The organism is Marinovum sp. E3 (assembly GCF_055755275.1).
Genome location: NZ_JBVTQV010000002.1, coordinates 281,453 through 300,467, shown reverse-complemented (window position 1 = coordinate 300,467; position 19,015 = coordinate 281,453). Strand labels below are relative to the sequence as shown.

Genomic DNA, 19,015 nt, shown 5'->3' with positions numbered 1-19,015 from the left:
CGGGGAAGCATCCGGGTGTCTCGCCCCCCGATGTCAGGCCGGCTGGGCGTCGGCGGCCTGCGCGGTGGCGAGACTGCGGCGCGAAAGCATGACCAGCGCCGCCAGCAGCGCCGCCGCCGCCAGGGTCGCGCCCCAGGGCGGCATCAGCGCCAGCCCCACCGGCAGCGCCCAAAGCACCCGCGAGACAGAGCCCCAGGGTAGCCGTGCGCCCCCCAGAAGATGGGCCATGCCAAGCGCAAAGACCGCGCCCGACAGTACCGCTCGAGCGATGGCCTCGGCCCCGCCACCGCCGAGCATGCCGGGATAGGCCAGAAACAGCATCGGCAGCACATAGGCGGTGGCCCCCAGCCGCAGGGTTTCGCCCGCGACCTTCATCCAGGGCGCCTGGGCAATGGTGGCGGCGACAAAGACGCCGAGACAGACCGGCGGGGTGATCACCGACAGCGCGGCGTAATAGAGCACGAACATATGCACCACCAGTGGATCGATGCCCTGCTGGATCAGCGCCGGAGCAAAGACCGCCGCGACCATGACATAGGCGGCCGAAGTCGGCAGCCCCATGCCGGCGATCAGGCAGACCACCGCCATCAGCCCGGCAATGAGCCAGATCTGGCCCTGACCGATGGCCAGCACCGCCGAGGTCACGGCGACGCCGAAACCGGTAAGGTTGATCATCGCCACAAAGACCTGCGCGCCCACCAGCAGGATGCCGACGATAACGACGCCCTTGCCGCCGGCCTCGAGCGCGCGCAGGATGATGCCGAACACCGCCCGCGGGTCTTCGCCATTGGCGATCCGCGCCACCAGCACCGCCACCAGCATGGCGATCATGCCGTAGCAGGCGGTGAGTTCGACCGAATTGCCATTGATCACGCCAAAGCCCAGTCCGGCGAGGGCAGCGGCAATCGGTGCCAGCCGCGCAAAGCTCATCGCGCCGCGCCAGTCGGGCAGGTCTTCGGGGCGCACCGGACGAAAGCTCTGGCGCCGGGCGATCACATGCACCGTGGCATAGATGCCGAGGTAGAAGAGCAGGGCCGGCACCACGCCCGCGAGCGCGATCGACCAGTAGTTCACGCCCACCAGCTCGGCCATGACAAAGGCGGCGGTTCCCATGATCGGCGGCGCCAATTGGCCGCCGGTCGAGGCGATGGCCTCGACCGCGCCGGCATAGGCGGGCGGGTATTTCAGCCGTTTCATCAGCGGGATGGTGAAATTGCCGGTGGTGGCGACATTGGCCACGGTCGAGCCGTTGATCGCGCCGAAGAAGCCCGAGGCAAAGGTCGCGATCTTGGCCGCGCCGCCGGGGCGCGCGCCGCCAAGCCGCGCCGAGAGGTCGAAAAAGGTCTCGCCCGCGCCGGTGTGCAGCAGGATTGCACCAAAGAGTACGAAGGCGGCCAGCGTGGTCGAGGCGACATTGACCAGCATTCCCCAGAGGCCGCGGTCGGAAAGAAAGATGATTTCGGTCAGATAGCCGGCGTCAAAACCGCGGTGGCCGAATTGCCCGGGGATCAGGTAGCCGAAAAAGGCATAGCCCACAGCGGCCAGAACGATCAGCGGAAACACCCAGTTCGAGGTGCGCCGCGCCAGTTCGAGCACACAGAGCAGGGTGCCGAAACCCATCACCATGTCCCATTTCGTGGCCCAGGGCAGATCGGTCATGATGGTCTGGTAATTGCCGATGATATAGACGCCCGAGACGGTGATCATGGCGACGATTCCGACGTCGATCAGAATGCCCAGCGGCCGCCAGCGGCTGCCGTCGAACAGCGGGTGCATCAGCACCGCGAGCGCCGCGATGGTCATCACAAAGAGCGCGCGCTGCACCAGCGATTCAAACGGCCCGTTGAACGAGGTGTAGAACACAAAGACGCCCAGCAGCACGGCAAGAACGGCGGTGGCGGTCTGGCGGATGTTGGTCAGGAACAGGGGTCGGGTCATGCCGGCACTTTCACGCTGAAGATCGAAAAAAGGGGCGGCCCGGCACCAAGGCCAGAGCCGCCCCGATCTCTGGGGTCTTGCTTACTTGAGGTGGTCCGGCACGGTCAGGCCGATTTCCTCGTAGTAGCGGATCGCGCCGGGATGCAGCGGGCTGGTTGCATATTGCAGTGTGAGCTCCGGCAGGTTCAGCCCTTTGACCGTCGGAAAGGCGGCGGCCTGTTCCGGCATGTTCTCCATCACCGCCTTGGTCAGATCATAGGCGGTCTGGTCGTCGAGGCCGGGGCGGGCCGAAACGCCGATCATGAAGCCCCAGGCAGTGTAGGGCCCGGAATTCTCCATTTCGCCGCCCGGCATCTCGACAATCGAAAGCTCGGGCAGGGTTTCGCGGATCTTCGCCTCCTGGTCGTCGGACACACCCAGCACCTGAAGCGGGGTGAAGGCGGCAATGTCGGTGGTCAGCGCGTCGAAGGAGGTGCCGACGGCGCTTTTGACAAACCCTTCCGAGCGGTCGTCCTTGATGGCATTGGCCTGCTCGCCGTTGGTGCCGCGCACCCAGTCGGGGGTGATCTCGAGCAGATCGAAGACCTCGAGCGCCGTCGCCTCGGTCGAGGACCCACGCATGCCGGGGCCGAATTTCTGGCCGGCAAGCGCGGCCAGCTCGGTGATGCCGGAATCGCGGCGCACCACGACGTTCTGCGGGGCCAGCGAATAGGCCCAAAGCAGTTTCGATTCGATCGGCCGGCCGTCAAAGGATTTGACGCCGTTATAGGCGTGATAGAGCGTCGAGGTGGTGATCAGGCCGATATCGAGCTGATCGCGCGCCATCCGTTTCAGGTTGTCGACCGTGGCGCCGGTTTCCACCACCGAGGCCTGATAGGTCTCGGGGTAGGCGGTGTTCACGATCTTCGCCAACGAGGCAAAATAGGCGTAATGCGCGCTTTGCGAGTTGGTGGCGCCAAAGGCCAGCCGGGTTTCGGCCTGCCCCGGAGCCGCAACGGCCAGAGCGGAAAGCGCCATGGCAGCGCCGGTGACAAAAGTATGCAAATTCATTGCAATCCTCCCAAGAATTCATGATCTGCCCAACAATCGGGCGTATCGGGAGGAAAAGGCACAGATCGCAGCGGCTTCGCAACTCTTGCCGCGTGCAATGAAAAATTTTCACTACCCGCTTTCACGGCTTTGCAGCTCGCCTTGCAGGATTCGGATATCGCCGGCGCCACTGGCGACATCGGCGCTCAGGATGATATCGACCGCCTGTCCCAGCATCCGCTTCACTGGCTGGCGGATGGTGGTCAGCCGATAGGATTCCCACGACGCCATCGGGATGTCGTCAAAGCCGATCACCGCCAGTTCCTGGGGCACCGCGACGCCCTTGATCCGGGCGGCATCCAGCACCGCGATGGCCATGATGTCATTGGCGCAGAACACCGCGTCAGGCAAGGGGCGCAGCGCCAGAAGGTCCTGCGCGGCGGCATAGGCCTGTTGATAATCGTATCCGCCGTCGAATTGACGGGCGATCTCGCGGCCGGCCTCTTCCAGATGGTCGCGAAATCCACGCATCCGTTCGAGATGGGTAGAGGTGTCGCGCCGCCCGCCGATAAAGGCAATGCGCTGGCGCCCGCCGGCCAGAAAACGCGCGGCAACCTGCTTGGCGCCGCCGTAATTGTCGCAACAGACCGCCATCATGCTGCTGTCGGATTGCACGCGGTTGAGCAGCACCGCCGGAATGCCGTTCTCGCGGCAGGCGCGGGCCAGGCGCGAGGTCATGGTCGAACTGGCCAGGATCACGCCTTCGGTGCGGAAATCCAGAACCTGCCGGATCACCGTGTCGACGTCTTCGGCCGAGGGCACCACATGCATGATCGCCTTGAGCCCGCGTTCGGGCAACTGCCGGGTCAGTTCGTCGATGGCAACGGGATAAAACGGATTGTGCATCTCGCTCACCACCATGGCGATGGTGTTGGTGGCCTGGGTGGCCAGAACCTTGTCGACGCTGCTGATGTAGCCAAGCTTGCCGGCGGCGGCAAAGATCGCCTTGCGCTTGTCATCGGCAATCGCGCCATCGGCGCGATAGGCCCGCGACACGGCAGAGACGGAAACCCCGGCGAGGGCGGCGACATCCTTGGCGGTGACTTTTTTCATGCGGCGCTTGTAACCGCATCTTTCGGACGAGCGAAACATTTTCATCACCAGGGCGGAAAGTCTTCATCCGGCGAGCACATCTAGGACCGTAGCAGGCCGCACTTGCACCGCTTGCAAAAAACTTGCATCACCCGAAGTTTCGGCAGAAAACGGGGCAGGGCGACCGGGTCGCCGTGAGTTCAGTCAGGAGAGCGGTTGTGCGGCAGTCCAGGGTCAGACAGGAAGACATCGCCCGCGCGGTGGGTGTTTCGGTTTCCACCGTGTCACGGGTGTTGTCGGGCGCACCTGGGATCAGCCCGGCGACGGCGGAAAAGGTCATGCGCGCCGCCGCCGATCTTGGCACGCCTGTCACCGGCCCGACGGGCGGCCCCGGCAGTGCCGTTGCGGCCCACAAGATGCAGCGGGCGCTGCTGTTTCTCAATCAGGTCGATATCAACACCGGCTCCGGCTCGATCTATCATTTCGTGATTACCGGGATTCAGAAAGCCGCGAAGAAAGCCGGTCTGCCGATCGAACTGGCGCTGCTGGGCGACGATGGCGAGATCCCGGAAAAGATCCTCGGAGGCCCGGAAACCGGCGTGCTCTTTGCCGGTGTCGATCCCTGTCACAATGTAAGTGAACGCCTGAAAAACAAGGGGCATCCCACGGTTATCGTCAACGGGCTCGATCCGACGATGCGCCATGACCAGGTTGCGCCGAACAATTATTTTGGCGGGCAACTGGCGGCGCAATATCTGGTTTCGATGGGCCATCGCCGCATTCTGCACCTTGGCACCCGGCGGCGCTGGACCCTCAGCGCCCGGACCGACGGCTTTCGCGCCGGCATCGACGGCGCGGATGTGACGGGGCTGAAATGCGACAACATCGAATTGCCCAATGTGACGGAACATGATGCCAGGGTCACCCTGAACGATCTGCTGGAGCGCGGCGATTTTGCCTATTCGGCGGTCTTCTGTGCGGCTGACAATGTCGCGCTGACGGCAATGCAGGAATTGCGGATGCGCGGAATCGAGGTGCCGCGGCAGGTTTCGCTGCTGGGGTTCAACGGTTTGCCGGTGGCGGAACTGTCCTCGCCGCTGCTCAGCACGCTTGCGGTGGACTGGGAATTTCTTGGTGCGGAATCGATTCGCATACTCGCATTGCGGAGCCTGGAGCCGCTTCGACCGACCCAGCAAATTCAGACACAGGTCGTGCTGCACCGCGGTGAATCCGTAATCGAGGCAAATTAGAGACACAAAATCAAAGAGTTGCAATGCTCGGCGAGTTTTGTGCAAATTTCTTGCAGATGGACCGCAAAACTTGCGCAATAATGCAAGTCGTGCAAATATCCTTGCAATGGCAGGAACCGCAAGGAGAGCCGAATGCGCTTCACATCTCTAATTCAGCTGTCGCCGGCCGAGTTCGACATCCACTTTCCCGCCCCGTGCTGCACCGAGGCGCGCACACGGCTGGGCCGGCTGACCGAGTTGTTGCAGGCGGATCCGGTGCCGGATCTGCGCCGCCCCGAGATGGCGGCGCTGTTACCCCAGGTCGATATCCTGGTGACCGGCTGGAAATCGCACCCGGTGGACGCCGAGCTGCGCCAGCGGATGCCACGGCTCAAGCTGATCGCGCATCTCGCCGGCACCGTGAAAGGCGTGCTGACCCAGGGCGTGGCCAGCTCGGGGCTGCGCGTCGTCAGCGCGGCCGAGGCCAATGCCAAGCCGGTGGCGGAATTCACCCTGGCGCATATCCTGCTGCATCTGAAGCGGGTGGCGGACTGGCGCAGCCTCTACCGCGAGAAACGGTCTCGGATCGACACCCGCAACACCCGGTTCGGCGGCCCGCTGGGCAATGCCGGCCGCACCGTCGGCATCATCGGCGCCTCGCGCATCGGGCGGCGGGTGGCCGAGGACCTGCGCCGGCACGGCGTCTCGGTATTGCTGCACGATCCTTTTGTCAGCGCCGAAACCGCCGCCTCTTTCGGCGCGAAGAAGGTCGAAATGGCCGTGCTGTTGCGGCGCAGCGACGTGGTCAGCCTGCACCAGCCGTTGTTGCCGACAACCGAACGCAGCTTTGGCGAGGCTGAATTTGCCCGGATGCGCGACGGCGCGCTTCTGATCAATACCGCGCGCGGGCGGATCATCGACAGCGCTGCGCTCGAGGCGGCGATGTCGGGCGGCCGGCTTTTTGCGGTACTCGACGTGACTGACCCGGAGCCGCTGCCCGACACCTCGCCGCTATGGGATATGCCGAATGTGACGATCACCCCGCATATCGCCGGCTCCTTCGGCTGTGAGGTCTGCGCGATGACCGAACTGGTGCTGGACGATATCGGCCGGTTTACCCGCGACGAGCCGATGCAGAATGAGGTGGTCATCGCCGACTGGGAGCGGGTGGCATGATCCGCCCCGGTCTCTGCTCCGTCACCTTTCGGGCGCTGACGCCCGAGGCGGTGATTGATCTGGCGGCGCGCACCGGCGTCGCGGCAGTCGAATGGGGTGGCGACACACATGTGCCGCCGGGCAATGCCGATCTGGCCGCGCGGGTGCGGGCGATCTGCGCGGAACGCGGCGTGCTGCCGGCCTCTTACGGCTCTTATGTGCGGGCCGGAACACCGGGGTGTTGCAAGGATTTCGATGCGGTGCTGGCCACGGCCGAAATCCTGGGCGCCGGCAATATCCGGGTCTGGGCCGGAACCGCACGGCGGGACGAGGCCGGGGAGGCGGCCTTTGCCGACGCGGCGAGAGACCTTGGCCAGATGGCGCGCGCCGCCGAAGCCCGGGGCATCACCGTCAGCGTCGAATACCACCGCAACTCGCTGACCGAAGAGGCCGAGGATGCGCGCGCCCTGATGCGGGCGGCGGATGACGACAACCTGTTCAGCTATTGGCAGCCGGTGCCGGGGCGGGGCCGGACATGCTGGCTCGAGGAGCTGCGGATGTTGCAGCCCTGGCTGGGGGATCTGCACGTCTTTCACTGGATCATGACCGAAACCGGCCAGGAGCGCCGGCCGCTGGCCGAGGGCCTCGCCGACTGGCACGCGCTTTTTGCCGCCTGGACGCCGGCGCCGCATTGGCCGCACCCCCGCACCGGCTTTCTCGAATTCGTGCGCGAGGACACGGCGGAGCAGTACCGGGATGACATCCGGCACCTGCATGCGCTTTGCAGCCCCGGCGGGGGCTGAGACGACATTACAGCAATCCATGGGAGGAGAGTTACATGCTGAATACGAGTTTCACGGGAATATCGCTGGCCGCGCTGGTCGCGCTGGCCGGTCCGGCCTTTGGCCAGGACTACAGCCAGGCGCCGGAGCTGAAGGCGGCGGTCGAGGCCGGAACCCTGGCGCCGGTTCAGGATCGCCTGCCGGCGAAACCGATGGTGGTGACACCGATGGAGGAGGTCGGCAGCTATGGCGGCACCTGGCGTTCGGCACTCAAGGGCACCTATGACACCGGCTGGATCCGTCGCACCGTGGGGTATCAGCCGCTGGTGGCCTATGACTACGAATGGACCGAGGTCGTGCCCAATGTGGCCGAACGCTTCGAGGTCAACGACGATGCGACCGAATTTACCTTCTACCTGCGCGAGGGTCACAAGTGGTCGGATGGCGAACCCTTCACCGCCGAAGACCTGAAATTCGCCGTCGATGTGATGTCGAGCCCGGCTTATGGCGGGCGCAAGGCCAACGGTTTCGAGTGGAGCAAGATGCGCGGCGAGGTCATCGATCCGCTGACCTTCAAGCTGACCTTGAGTGATCCCAACGGGCTGTTTCTGGAGCGCCTGGCCTCGGTCGAGGGGCAGTTCATCGTCAACGCGGCCAAGCATTATTGCGGCAAGTATTTCCCCGATGTCAGCCCCGATGCCAATGAGACCGCCAAGGCGGCGGGCTTCGACAGCTGGTCCCAGGCCATCGAGCAGAGCTGTTTCTTCAACTTTGTCGACGAAGACCGCCCGCTGCTCTTTGCCTGGCGGCAGGTCACGCCTTATGACGGGCTGAACCAATTGATCGAATGGGAGCGCAATCCCTATTTCTTCAAGGTCGACACCGAGGGCCAGCAGCTGCCCTATATCGACAAGGTGCAGATGGTCCAGACCGAGAACGTCGAGGACATCGTGCTCAAGGTGGTCAATGGCGAGATCGATTTCTCCAATCGTCACTTCGCCACCGTGACCAACAAGCCGGTGATCTATGACGGTCAGGACGGCGGCGGCTATTCGCTGAAGGCCACAACCGACGCGCGGATGAACCACGCAATCTTTCAGCTCAACCTGACCCATGACGACCCGGAAAAGCGCAAGCTCTACAACGAAAAGGACTTTCGCGCCGCGCTCTCGATGGCGATGGACCGCGAAGAGATCATCGATGTGGTCTTTGCCGGCCAGGGCGAGCCCTATCAGGCCGCGCCGCGCCCCAGCTCGCAATTCTACAACGAGACGCTGGCCAAGCAGTTCACCGACTACGATCCCGACGCTGCCAACGCATTGCTGGACGGGCTGGGCCTGACCGAGCGCGACGGCGACGGCACCCGGCTGGGATTTGACGGCGAACCGATCCGCATTCAGCTTTTCTCGCCGTCGGATCAGATCGAGTTCAACGACATCGCCCAGCTGATTGTCGAGCATTGGAAGGAAATCGGCATCGATCTGGACGCCCGCAACGCCGAGCGCAGCCTTGTCTACGAGCGGATCCAGAACAACACCCACGACATGCATGTCTGGTGGGGCGATGGCGGGCTGAACGACGCGCTGCTCGACCCGCGCTATTACTTTCCCTTCAATCTTGAATCCGCCTTCGCCGAGAAATGGGCGCAGTATTTCATGAACGATGGCAGCAAGCTGGCCGAAGCTCCCCCGGCCGCGGTCCAGACGCAGATGGACCTCTATATCGAGCTGATCGCCACGGCGGACAAGGCGAAGCAGAAAGAGCTGTTCGACGAGATCCTGCAAATCGCGGCAGAGCAGTTCTATGTGATGGGCACCGTGCTTCCGGCTGATGGCTACGTGGTGGCCAACGCGCAGCTTGGTAACGTGCCGGAGGGTCAGGTCTATACCTGGATGTATCCGCAGCCCGGTCCGATGGAAACCGCGCAGCTCTTTTACAAGAAGTAAGCACATCCGGGCGCGGGCAACCGTCCGCGCCCGAACCATTGCGTATATCCAGGGGAGGAGACGCGCATGTTGACCTATCTGGCCCGCAGGCTGGTGACGATGATCCTGACGCTTCTGGCCTTGTCGGTTGTCGTCTTCGTGGTTATCCAACTGCCGCCGGGCGATTTCGTGACATCCTACATCGCCAGCCTTTCGGCCGCCGGCGAAAGCGTCGATCAGGATACGATCACCGCGCTGCGCGACCGCTACAAGCTGGATTCGCCGGTGCTGGTGCAATACTGGGCCTGGTTCTCGGAAATGCTGCACGGCGATTTCGGCTACAGCTTCGAGATGCAGACCCCGGTGTCCGAGATCTTCTCGCAGCGCATCGGCATTTCGCTGGCCGTCGAACTGACCGCCGTGGTGGTCATGTGGGCGGTGTCGATCCCGATCGGCATCTATTCCGCGGTCAACCAGTATTCTCTTGGCGATTACGTCGCCACCGTGCTTGGCTTTCTCGGCCTCGCCATCCCCAACTTCCTGTTTGCGTTGGTCTTGATGTACATCTGTTACAACTGGTTCGGCGTGACCATCACCGGGCTGTTTTCGCCAGAATACATGAACGCCCGCTGGTCGCTTGACCGTTTCCTTGATTTCGCCAGCCACGTCTGGGCGCCGATCCTGGTAATTTCCACCGCCGGCGCGGCGCAGCTGGTGCGGGTGCTGCGCGCCAACCTGCTCGACGAGCTGAACAAACCCTATGTGCTGACCGCCCGCGCCAAGGGGCTGACCCGGCGGCGGCTGATCTGGCGCTATCCGGTGCGCGTGGCCATGAATCCGCTGGTCTCGACCATCGGTTGGGTGCTGCCGACGGTGATCTCGTCGTCCTTCGTGACCGCCATCGTGCTGAACCTGCCGACGCTCTCGCCGATCCTGCTGCGCGCGCTCTTGAGCCAGGACATGTACCTTGCCGGCGCGCTGATCATGTTCATGGGGCTGCTGACGCTTGTGGGCACCCTGATTTCCGATCTTCTGCTGGCCTGGATCGATCCGCGCATCCGGCTTGGCATGGTGGGAGCCAATTGATGACCCTCACAACCCCCGCAAATTCCCCAGACACCCGCATCGGCGCGGTCAGTGACACGCCCGAAGCCCCGATAGGCGAGGTCGATCCCCGGATCGACACCAGCCACGGCACCGAAAGCCAGTGGCAGCTGATCCGCCGCCGTTTCGCCAAGCACCGGCTGGCGGTGATCAGCCTCTGGGTGTTGGCGCTCTTTGTCTTTGTTGCCCTGTTCGCTGGTTTTGTCGCCCCGAACGATCCCGGCGACGTCAAGGCGCGATACACCTATGCGCCGCCGCAGGCGCTGCATTTCATCGATCGCGCAGACGACGGCTGGGCGATCCGGCCCTATGTCTACGGCTATTCGGTCGAGATCGAGCCGGAAGCCCTGCGCCGCACCTTTGTCATCGACGAGGACAAGAAGATCTATCTCAGCTTCTTCAAGCGCAGCTGGGAGTACAAGCTGTTCGGTCTGATCCCGACCGACATCCACCTGCTGGGGCCAGAGCGCAACCGCGATCCCTTCTATCTCTTCGGGGCCGACCGGCTGGGCCGCGACATGTTCTCGCGGTTGGTCTATGGCACGCAGATCTCGCTCTCGGTCGGGCTGGTGGGCGTGATCATGAGCCTGGTGCTGGGGGTCGTCATCGGCGGCGCGGCGGGCTATTTCGGCGGCTGGTTCGACGCCGTCACGCAACGCGCCATCGAGTTCCTGCGCTCGCTGCCCACCATTCCGCTCTGGATGGGGCTGGCGGCGGCGATGCCGTCGGACTGGTCGCCTTTGCAGACCTATTTCGCCATCACCCTGATCCTGTCCTTCCTCGGCTGGACCGAGCTGGCGCGGGTGGTGCGCGGCCGCTTTCTGGCGCTCAATGGCGAGGATTACGTCGCCGCCGCGCGCTATGACGGCTGTTCGCATCTGCGGGTGATCCTCCGCCACATGGTGCCCGCCTTCACCAGCCACATCATCACGGCCGCTTCGCTGGCGGTGCCGGCGATGATCCTGGCGGAAACCGCGCTCTCCTTCCTGGGCCTCGGGCTGCAAGCGCCGGTGATTTCCTGGGGTGTGTTGCTGCAAGAGGCGCAGAATATCCGCACGCTGGCCACCGCGCCCTGGCTGCTTCTGCCCGGTGCGGCCATCGTGATCGCCGTGTTGGCGATGAATTTCATCGGTGACGGGCTGCGCGACGCCGCCGACCCCTATGCCAAGTGAGGAGACAGACATGAAGGATACCGTTCTCGAAGTCCGCGGCCTTTCGGTGGCCTTTCCGCACCGCAAGGGCGAGACGGTGGCGATTTCGGACGTCAGTTTCGATCTGAAACTCGGCGAGACCACCTGTTTCGTCGGTGAATCCGGCTCCGGCAAATCGGTGACGGCGCGGGCGGTGCTGAACATTGTCGAACCGGCGGTGATCAAATCCGGCGCGATCAACCTTGTCGATGTGGCGGCGGGGCAGCGGGTGGAGCTTTCGGGCCTCGACCCCGACGGCGCCGAGATCCGGGCGGTGCGCGGCGCCCGCATCGCGATGATCTTTCAAGAGCCGATGTCCTCGCTCAGCCCGGTGCACACCATCGGCCAGCAGATCATCGAAGCGATCCTGCTGCATCAGGACGTGACCCCGGCCGAGGCGCGGGCCAAGGCGATCGATGCCCTGCGGGCGGTGCAGATCGCCGACCCCGAAGCGGCGATCGACAAATATCCCTTTGAATATTCCGGCGGCATGCGGCAGCGGGCGATGATCGCCATGGCGCTGGGCTGCGAGCCGGATATCCTGATTGCCGACGAGCCGACCACCGCGCTGGATGTGACAACCCAGGCGGAGATTCTCAAGCTTCTGAAAGGTTTGCAGGATAGTCGCGACATGGCGGTGATGTTCATCACCCATGACATGGGCGTGGTGGCCGAGATCGCCGATCATGTGGTCGTCATGCTGCATGGTGCGGTGGTCGAGACCGGGCCGGTGGATCAGGTGTTTCACGCCCCGGCACGTGCCTACACCAGGAAGCTGCTGAAAGCCTCGATGGGGCTCGACGAGGCCCCCCACGGGCGCGGCACCCCGGCCTCGGACGAGGTGCTGATCGAGACGCAGGGCCTGTCACTGGCCTTTCCAAGCAAGAAGAAGCTGCTACGCAAGCTTTCCGGCGGGGTGCAGGCGCTGGAGGACGTGTCGATCGCGCTGCGGCGCGGCGAGATCCTCGGCATCGTCGGTGAGAGCGGTTCCGGCAAGACCACGCTGGCGCGGGTGCTCATGGGGCGGTTTCAGCCGCAACAGGGCCGGGCGGTCTATCACCTGCGCGACGGCGGCACCAGGGATCTGACCGACAGGGCGAGCTTTCGCGACGGGCAGGTGTACCGCGAGATGCGGATGATCTTTCAGGATCCATACGGCTCGCTCAACCCCCGCATGACGGTCGAACAGATCATCGGCGAACCGCTGCTGGTGGGCGGGCTGCTCAAGGGCGCGGCGTTGCGCAAGCGTGTGGGGGAACTGCTGGAACGTGTCGGCCTGCCGGCCTCTGCGATGGAGCGCTATCCGCATGCCTTCTCGGGCGGCCAGCGCCAGCGCATCGGCATCGCCCGGGCCATCGCGCTCGATCCGCGGGTGATCATCGCCGACGAGGCGACCTCGGCGCTCGACGGCTCGATCCGGGCGCAGATCCTCGATCTGCTGCTCGACCTGCGCGACGAGCTCGACCTGGCGATCCTGTTCATCGCCCATGACATCGGCGTGGTGCGCTATTTCTGCGACCGTGTGGCGGTGATGCACAAGGGCCGCGTGGTCGAGACCGGCCCGGCCGTGCAGATCTGCGATGCCCCGCAGGCGCCCTATACCCAACGTCTCATTTCGGCGGTGCCGATCCCGGACCCGCGCAAACGACATCTGGTGGCATGATGAAAGACCTCACGAACCAGGCCATGGGCAACCCGATGGCCGGCAATTCCTTTGCCACCCGCGCCGACGCGCAACAGGCGGTGGTCGATCTCACCGCGCCGCTGCTCGAGGCCTTTTCGCCCGGCTGTGCGCGGGTCACCCTCGGCGCGACCGGGGCGCATTTTCATGCCGCGGCGGCCGATCTCGAGGGGCTGGTGCGGCCCTTCTGGGGGCTGGCGCCGCTTCTGGCGGGCGGCGGGCGGTTCTACGGCATCGAGAAATTTGTCGACGGGCTGAACAATGGCGCCGATCCGGCGCATCCCGAATACTGGGGCCCGGTCACCGACCGCGATCAGCGCATGGTCGAAAGCGCCGCCATCGGCTACGCTCTGGCGCTGGCGCCGGATGTGTTCTGGGACGGGCTGAGCCCGCGCGGCCGCGACTGCCTGCGCGACTGGCTGCTGAACTCGCTGCATCAGACGCCTGCGCCCAACAACTGGAATTTCTTTCATGTTCTGGTGTCGCTGGGGCTGCGCCGCGTGGGGATCGACCATGACCTGACGATCATCGAGGGCAATCTCGACCGGCTGGAGGGATGGGACATGGGCAATGGCTGGTATCGCGACGGATCGAGCCGGCAGGCCGATCACTACATCCCCTTTGCCATGCATTTCTACGGGCTGATCTATGCCCAATACGGCCCCGAGGGCGACGGCGCCCGCCGCGAGAGGTTCCGCGAACGGGCGCGGCGTTTCGCGCCGCAAATCGCCCATTGGTATGCCGCCGATGGCGCGGCGCTGCCCTATGGGCGCTCGCTAACCTACCGCTTTGCCCATGCGGGGTTCTGGGGCACGCTGGCGCTGGCCGGGGAAGAGGTGCTGCCCTGGGGGGACATCCGCGGTTTCTGGGCGCGCAATCTGCGCTGGTGGTCGGACAAGCCGATCTGCGACCCGCGCGGGACGCTGAGCATCGGCTACGGCTACCCTCAGCTTAGCATGTCCGAGCGCTACAATTCTCCCGGTTCGCCCTATTGGGCGATGAAGGCCTTTGCGCCGCTGGCGCTGGCCGCCGATCATCCGTTCTGGGCCGCGGAAGAGGCCGCGCCGAAAGAGCGCCCGCAGGTCGTCAGCCTGCCGGAGCCGGGCATGGTGAAATTCGAAGACCGGGGCGACGTGACCGTGCTGGCCGGCGGCCAGCGCTCGCCGACCTTTGGCCGCACGGCCGAGAAATACAACAAATTCGCCTATTCCACCCGCTACGGGTTCAGCGTGGAAACCGAGGGACGCGCGTTCCGAAACGGGCCGTTCGACAACATGCTGGCGTTTTCCGAAGAGGGCGATCTGGCCATGGTGCGCTGCCGCGAGAGCATGGCGCGGATCGGGCCGGACTGGCTTTATTCCGCCTGGTCGCCGATGCCCGAGGTCGCGGTGGAAACCTGGCTGCTGGCGCGCCCGCCCTGGCACCTGCGCATCCACCGGATCAGTTCCGCGCGACATGTGCAGACCGTCGAGGGCGGCTTTGCCCTTCGCCGCGATGACCCGACGCCGGGGCCGGCGTTGCAGCCTGAGCTGACAGACCGGATGGCGCGGATGGTGACGGCGCAGGACGCAAGCTGCATCATCGATGTCGCGGCGCCCTTTCCCGGTGTTACGCGCCGCGCGCCCCGCGTGGTGATGCCGGAACCCAATACCAATGTGCTGGTCCCACGCAGCTGGGTGCCGCAGCTGACCGCGACGCTCGTTCCCGGAGAGGCATGTTTCGGCGCCTGGGTCTATGCCGGGCGGCTGGAAGGCCAGGCGCCGCCCGAGGCGCCGATGGCTATGCCAAGCGCCGACGATCTGGCGGCGATGCGCGCGGGCGGCGAGGTGATCCGGGTCTGGGATCTGCCGGCCGGCTGAGGCACCGGCGGCAGCGTCACGGAACTGCAACCAAAGCGACATGCGGATGCAATGTCGGCCGCTTAGGTCAGCGCGGTACACTCACCAAGGAGAGCCGCATGACGCGCATTCTTTTGGCTGGTCTTCTCGCCAGCACCGCCACATTCGCCACCGCCGAAGCGGTCAAGTTCGACGCCAGGCTCGCCGGCCATGCCGTGCTTCCGGCCGAAACCCTGATCGCCGCGCCCGCCGACGCCCCGGCCACGCTGCAAACCTCGGGCAAGTTCACCGGCGAAGGCAACCGTCGCTCCGACGTCGCGCCGACCGATGGCGCCGCGCTGCCCTTCAACGGCCAGCCGCTTCAGGGCTTTTCCGGCATCAAGACCGTGGGCGACGGCAGCTTCTACGTGCTGACCGACAACGGTTTCGGCTCCAAGGTCAATTCGCCCGACGCGATGCTGTTCTTTTCGGTGGTGCGGCCTGATTTCGCCAGTGGCGCGGTCGAGGTGGTCAAGACCACCTTCCTCAGCGATCCCGAGGGCATCGTGCCCTTCCCGATCACCATGGAAGGCACCAAGAGCCGCTACCTGACCGGCGCGGATTTCGACATCGAAGGTTTTCAGATGGTCGGCGATGACATTGTCATCGGTGACGAATTCGGCCCCTTCGTCATAGTCTTTGACCGCGAGACCGGGGTGATGAAGGAGTTCCACGAAACCCTCGTCGACGGCGAGATCGTGATGTCGCCCGACAACCCCTTCCTGCGCCTCGGCAACCCCGACGCCGCAAAGCCCGGCCATACCGCCAAGCGCTCGCGGGGCTACGAGGGGTTCGCGGCCTCGGTCGATGGCACGACGCTTTACCCGATGCTCGAAGGTCCGCTCTGGACCGGCGCGGCCTATGAGACGGTCGAAGACGGCCGCACCGCGCTGCGCATCCTCGAGATGGACGCCGCGACCCGCGACTGGACGGGCACCTCCTGGTTCTACCCGCTGGAAGGCGAGACCCACGCGATCGGCGATTTTAACATGATCGACGAGACCCGCGGGCTGGTGATCGAACGTGACGGTGGGCAGGGCGATGCGGAACTGGCCTGCAAGGGTGGCGCCACCGACGAGTGTTTCTCGAAACCCGCGATGTTCAAGCGCGTCTACATGATCGATTTCGCCGGTGTCGACGCCGGCCAGCCGGTGCAGAAGGCGGCCTATATCGATCTGCTCGACATGCAGGACCCCGAGGGCCTCGCCCGCCAGGGCCAGCGCGAAGACGGGCGGTTCACCTTTCCTTTTGTCACCATCGAGGATGTTGACCGGGTGGACGAAAGCCACATCATCGTCGGCAACGACAACAACTTTCCGTTCTCGGTCGGCCGCGCGCTTGGTGCGCGTGACGACAACGAACTGATCCTGCTCGAGGTCGGCGAATTCCTTCAGGCCCGCGCCGGAAGCTGAACAAGGACGGGAGGGGCCGGCAGGCTCCTCCCTCCACCCGCTCCTAGGACGGCGCGCCGTTGCCGCATCCCGCCCGGGCCGGGCTGTCGGCTCCTCAACCACCGCCATTTGCATTCTCGCCCGTGGCGTCACCTGGCGCCGCGGCCCGGATCCTTTTGACTGGCGTGACGGGGGCGGGGCCGGTATGACTTTGCTCCCGAACGACAGGAGCCGTCCTTGAGCCAGATTCCCGCTTTGACCGCCGAACGCATCGCCCGCACCATTGCTGGCGAGATCGCAGCCAACCCGCGGCAGGTGGAGGCCGCCACCGCGCTGCTTGACGAAGGCGCCACCGTGCCTTTCATCGCCCGTTACCGCAAGGAGGCGACCGGCGGGCTCGACGACACCCAGCTGCGCACCCTGGGCGACCGGCTGACCTATCTGCGCGAGATGGAGGCCAGGCGCGCCGCCATCCTCGAGACGATCAAGGGCCAGGGCAAACTGACCGATGCGCTGGCGAAAAAGATCGCCGGGGCCGAGAGCAAGGCGACGCTGGAAGACATCTATCTGCCGTTCAAGCCCAAGCGGCGCACCAAGGCGATGATCGCGCGTGAAAACGGGCTCGAGCCGCTGCTGCGCGCCATCCAGGAAGATCGCAGCGCTGCGCCCCAGGCTTTGGCCGAAGGGTACATGAGCGAAAACGTCGAGACGGTGAAGGCCGCGCTTGACGGCGCCCGCGACATCCTGGCCGAAGAGCTTTCCGAGAATGCCGACCTGCTGGGCCGGCTGCGCGAATTCATGAAGGCCGAGGCGCGGGTGGTCGCGCGTGTCCAGCCCGGCAAGGAAGAGGCCGGCGCCAAGTTCTCGGATTATTTCGACCATGTCGAGAAATGGGCCGACATGCCGGCTCACCGGGCGCTTGCCGTGCTGCGCGCCTCCAAGGAGGGGATCCTGACCCTCGACATCGAGCCCGAGCCCGAGACCGGTACCGAACGCGCCACCGGCATCGTCGCCCGCGCCATCGGCATTCCCGGGGATGCGCCCGGCGACAGCTGGCTGCGCGAGGCAGCGGGCTGGACCTGGCGGGTTAAGCTCAGCCTGTCGATGTACATGGATTTGCTGACCGAGCTGCGCCGCCGCGCCCATGACGAGGCGATCCGGGTATTTTCCAGAAATCTCAAGGATCTGCTGCTGGCCGCCCCGGCCGGTGCCAAGTGCACGCTGGGCCTTGATCCGGGCATCCGCACCGGCGTCAAGGTGGCGGTGGTGGACGCCACCGGCAAGCTTCTGGACACCGCCACGATCTATCCCTTCCCGCCGAAACGTGACATCCGCGGATCGGAAGAGACGCTGCTGCATCTTGTGCGCAAACACGGCATCGAGCTGATCGCCATCGGCAATGGCACCGCCAGCCGCGAGACCGAGAAACTCGTCGGCGAAACGCTCAAGAGGCTGCCGGCGGGACCGGCCCCCACCAAGGTGGTTGTCTCCGAGGCCGGCGCTTCGGTCTATTCCGCCTCGGAACTGGCAGCGCGGGAATTTCCCGAGCTGGACGTGAGCCTGCGTGGCGCTGTCTCGATTGCGCGGCGCTTGCAGGATCCGCTGGCTGAACTGGTCAAGATCACGCCCGAAAGCATCGGCGTCGGCCAGTACCAGCACGATGTCGACCAGCGTCAGCTGTCGAAGGCACTGGAAGCGGTGGTCGAGGATGCGGTGAACGCTGTCGGGGTCGATCTCAATACTGCCTCGGCGCCGCTTCTGGCACATGTCGCCGGACTTGGCCCTTCGCTGGCGCAGGCCATCGTGACGCATCGCGATGCTCAGGGCGCCTTTGCCTCGCGCCGCGCGCTGCTCAAGGTTTCGGGCATCGGGCCCAAGGCCTTCGAACAAGCTGCGGGTTTCCTGCGCATCAACGGTGGCGACGAGCCGCTCGATGCCTCTTCGGTCCACCCCGAGGCCTATGACGTGGCGCGGCGTATCGTGAAGGCCTGCGGCCGCGACATCCGCCAGATCATGGGGCAGGAAAGCCTGCTCAAGGGGCTGCGCGCCGAGGATTTTACCGACGCCAGTTTCGGCCTGCCGACGGTGCACGACATCCTCGCCGAATTGCAGAAACCCGGCCGTGACCCGCGCCCCAGCTTCAAGACCGCGAGCTTTGCCGAGGGGATCGAGTCGATCACCGATCTCAAGCCCGGCATGTCGCTTGAAGGCACCGTCACCAACGTCGCGGCCTTCGGGGCCTTTGTCGACATCGGCGTGCATCAGGACGGGCTGGTGCATGTCAGCCAGCTCGCCGACCGTTTCGTCAAGGATCCGCATGAGGTGGTGAAAGCCGGCGATGTGGTGCGGGTGCGGGTGACCGAGGTCGACGTCCCGCGCAAGCGCATTGGCCTGACCATGCGCAAAGAAGGCGGCGCGGCCCAGGGCGGCGGCAAGCGCGGCGAGCGTCCGGCACCCAAGGGCCGTCAGGGCGGCCCGGCGCGCAAGACGTCCAAACCCGCCAAGCCGCAAGACAGTGGCCAGGGCGCGCTGGGGGCGGCCCTGCTCGATGCGATGAAGAAACGCTGATCACGGCGGCCAGCCGTGGGCGCGGGGCGGGGCTTTCGGCCCTGCGCCGGCGGG

General features: G+C 65.0%; 13 protein-coding genes. 10 read left to right on the top strand and 3 right to left on the bottom strand.

Annotated features, from left to right (window positions below; genetic code table 11):
- Positions 1-33: 33 nt before the first annotated feature.
- The 3 genes from AC0J5K_RS18845 to AC0J5K_RS18835 form a co-directional block, all read right to left on the bottom strand.
- Complete coding sequence (locus tag AC0J5K_RS18845; protein ID WP_274563708.1) at positions 34-1,938, bottom strand: TRAP transporter permease; 1,905 nt, start codon at positions 1,936-1,938, stop codon at positions 34-36.
- An 81-nt stretch (positions 1,939-2,019) separates the two neighbouring features.
- Positions 2,020-2,988, bottom strand: a complete 969-nt coding sequence (locus tag AC0J5K_RS18840) for a TAXI family TRAP transporter solute-binding subunit (RefSeq protein WP_274563706.1) — start codon at positions 2,986-2,988, stop codon at positions 2,020-2,022.
- A gap of 111 nt (positions 2,989-3,099) precedes the next feature.
- A complete protein-coding gene (locus AC0J5K_RS18835; protein ID WP_074837571.1) occupies positions 3,100-4,080 on the bottom strand; it encodes a LacI family DNA-binding transcriptional regulator in 981 nt (326 codons plus the stop codon).
- Between the two features lie 197 nt (positions 4,081-4,277).
- On the opposite strand from AC0J5K_RS18835, the gene AC0J5K_RS18830 reads away from it, so the two are divergent.
- The 10 genes from AC0J5K_RS18830 to AC0J5K_RS18785 all read left to right on the top strand — a co-directional run bounded on the left by AC0J5K_RS18830 (position 4,278) and on the right by AC0J5K_RS18785 (position 18,961).
- Complete coding sequence (locus AC0J5K_RS18830) at positions 4,278-5,309, top strand: LacI family DNA-binding transcriptional regulator (protein ID WP_274563704.1); 1,032 nt, start codon at positions 4,278-4,280, stop codon at positions 5,307-5,309.
- Between the two features lie 132 nt (positions 5,310-5,441).
- Positions 5,442-6,464: a hydroxyacid dehydrogenase gene (locus AC0J5K_RS18825; RefSeq protein WP_083416092.1), complete on the top strand. Its 1,023-nt coding sequence runs from the start codon at positions 5,442-5,444 to the stop codon at positions 6,462-6,464.
- The gene (locus tag AC0J5K_RS18820) at positions 6,461-7,246 is read left to right on the top strand and encodes a sugar phosphate isomerase/epimerase family protein (protein WP_274563701.1); all 786 of its coding nucleotides are present in this window, start codon (positions 6,461-6,463) and stop codon (positions 7,244-7,246) included. Before AC0J5K_RS18825 ends, AC0J5K_RS18820 begins: the two co-directional genes overlap by 4 nt.
- Before the next feature lie 35 nt (positions 7,247-7,281).
- Positions 7,282-9,171 (top strand): ABC transporter substrate-binding protein, encoded by a 1,890-nt coding sequence (locus tag AC0J5K_RS18815; protein WP_274563698.1) that lies wholly within the window; start codon positions 7,282-7,284, stop codon positions 9,169-9,171.
- A gap of 66 nt (positions 9,172-9,237) precedes the next feature.
- On the top strand, positions 9,238-10,236 hold the full coding sequence (locus tag AC0J5K_RS18810; RefSeq protein ID WP_274563696.1) for an ABC transporter permease: 999 nt from the start codon (positions 9,238-9,240) through the stop codon (positions 10,234-10,236).
- Entirely contained in the window at positions 10,236-11,426 is a 1,191-nt protein-coding gene (locus AC0J5K_RS18805; RefSeq protein WP_274563694.1) for an ABC transporter permease, read from the top strand. Before AC0J5K_RS18810 ends, AC0J5K_RS18805 begins: the two co-directional genes overlap by 1 nt.
- 10 nt (positions 11,427-11,436) lie before the next feature.
- Entirely contained in the window at positions 11,437-13,107 is a 1,671-nt protein-coding gene (locus tag AC0J5K_RS18800; RefSeq protein WP_274563693.1) for a dipeptide ABC transporter ATP-binding protein, read from the top strand.
- Positions 13,107-14,984, top strand: coding sequence for a DUF2264 domain-containing protein (locus AC0J5K_RS18795; protein WP_074837642.1), 1,878 nt, complete (start codon positions 13,107-13,109; stop codon positions 14,982-14,984). The genes AC0J5K_RS18800 and AC0J5K_RS18795 overlap by 1 nt, the downstream gene beginning before the upstream one ends.
- 98 nt (positions 14,985-15,082) lie before the next feature.
- Positions 15,083-16,414: an esterase-like activity of phytase family protein gene (locus tag AC0J5K_RS18790; protein WP_274563690.1), complete on the top strand. Its 1,332-nt coding sequence runs from the start codon at positions 15,083-15,085 to the stop codon at positions 16,412-16,414.
- A gap of 216 nt (positions 16,415-16,630) precedes the next feature.
- The gene (locus AC0J5K_RS18785) at positions 16,631-18,961 is read left to right on the top strand and encodes a Tex family protein (protein ID WP_274563688.1); all 2,331 of its coding nucleotides are present in this window, start codon (positions 16,631-16,633) and stop codon (positions 18,959-18,961) included.
- Positions 18,962-19,015: the final 54 nt, after the last annotated feature.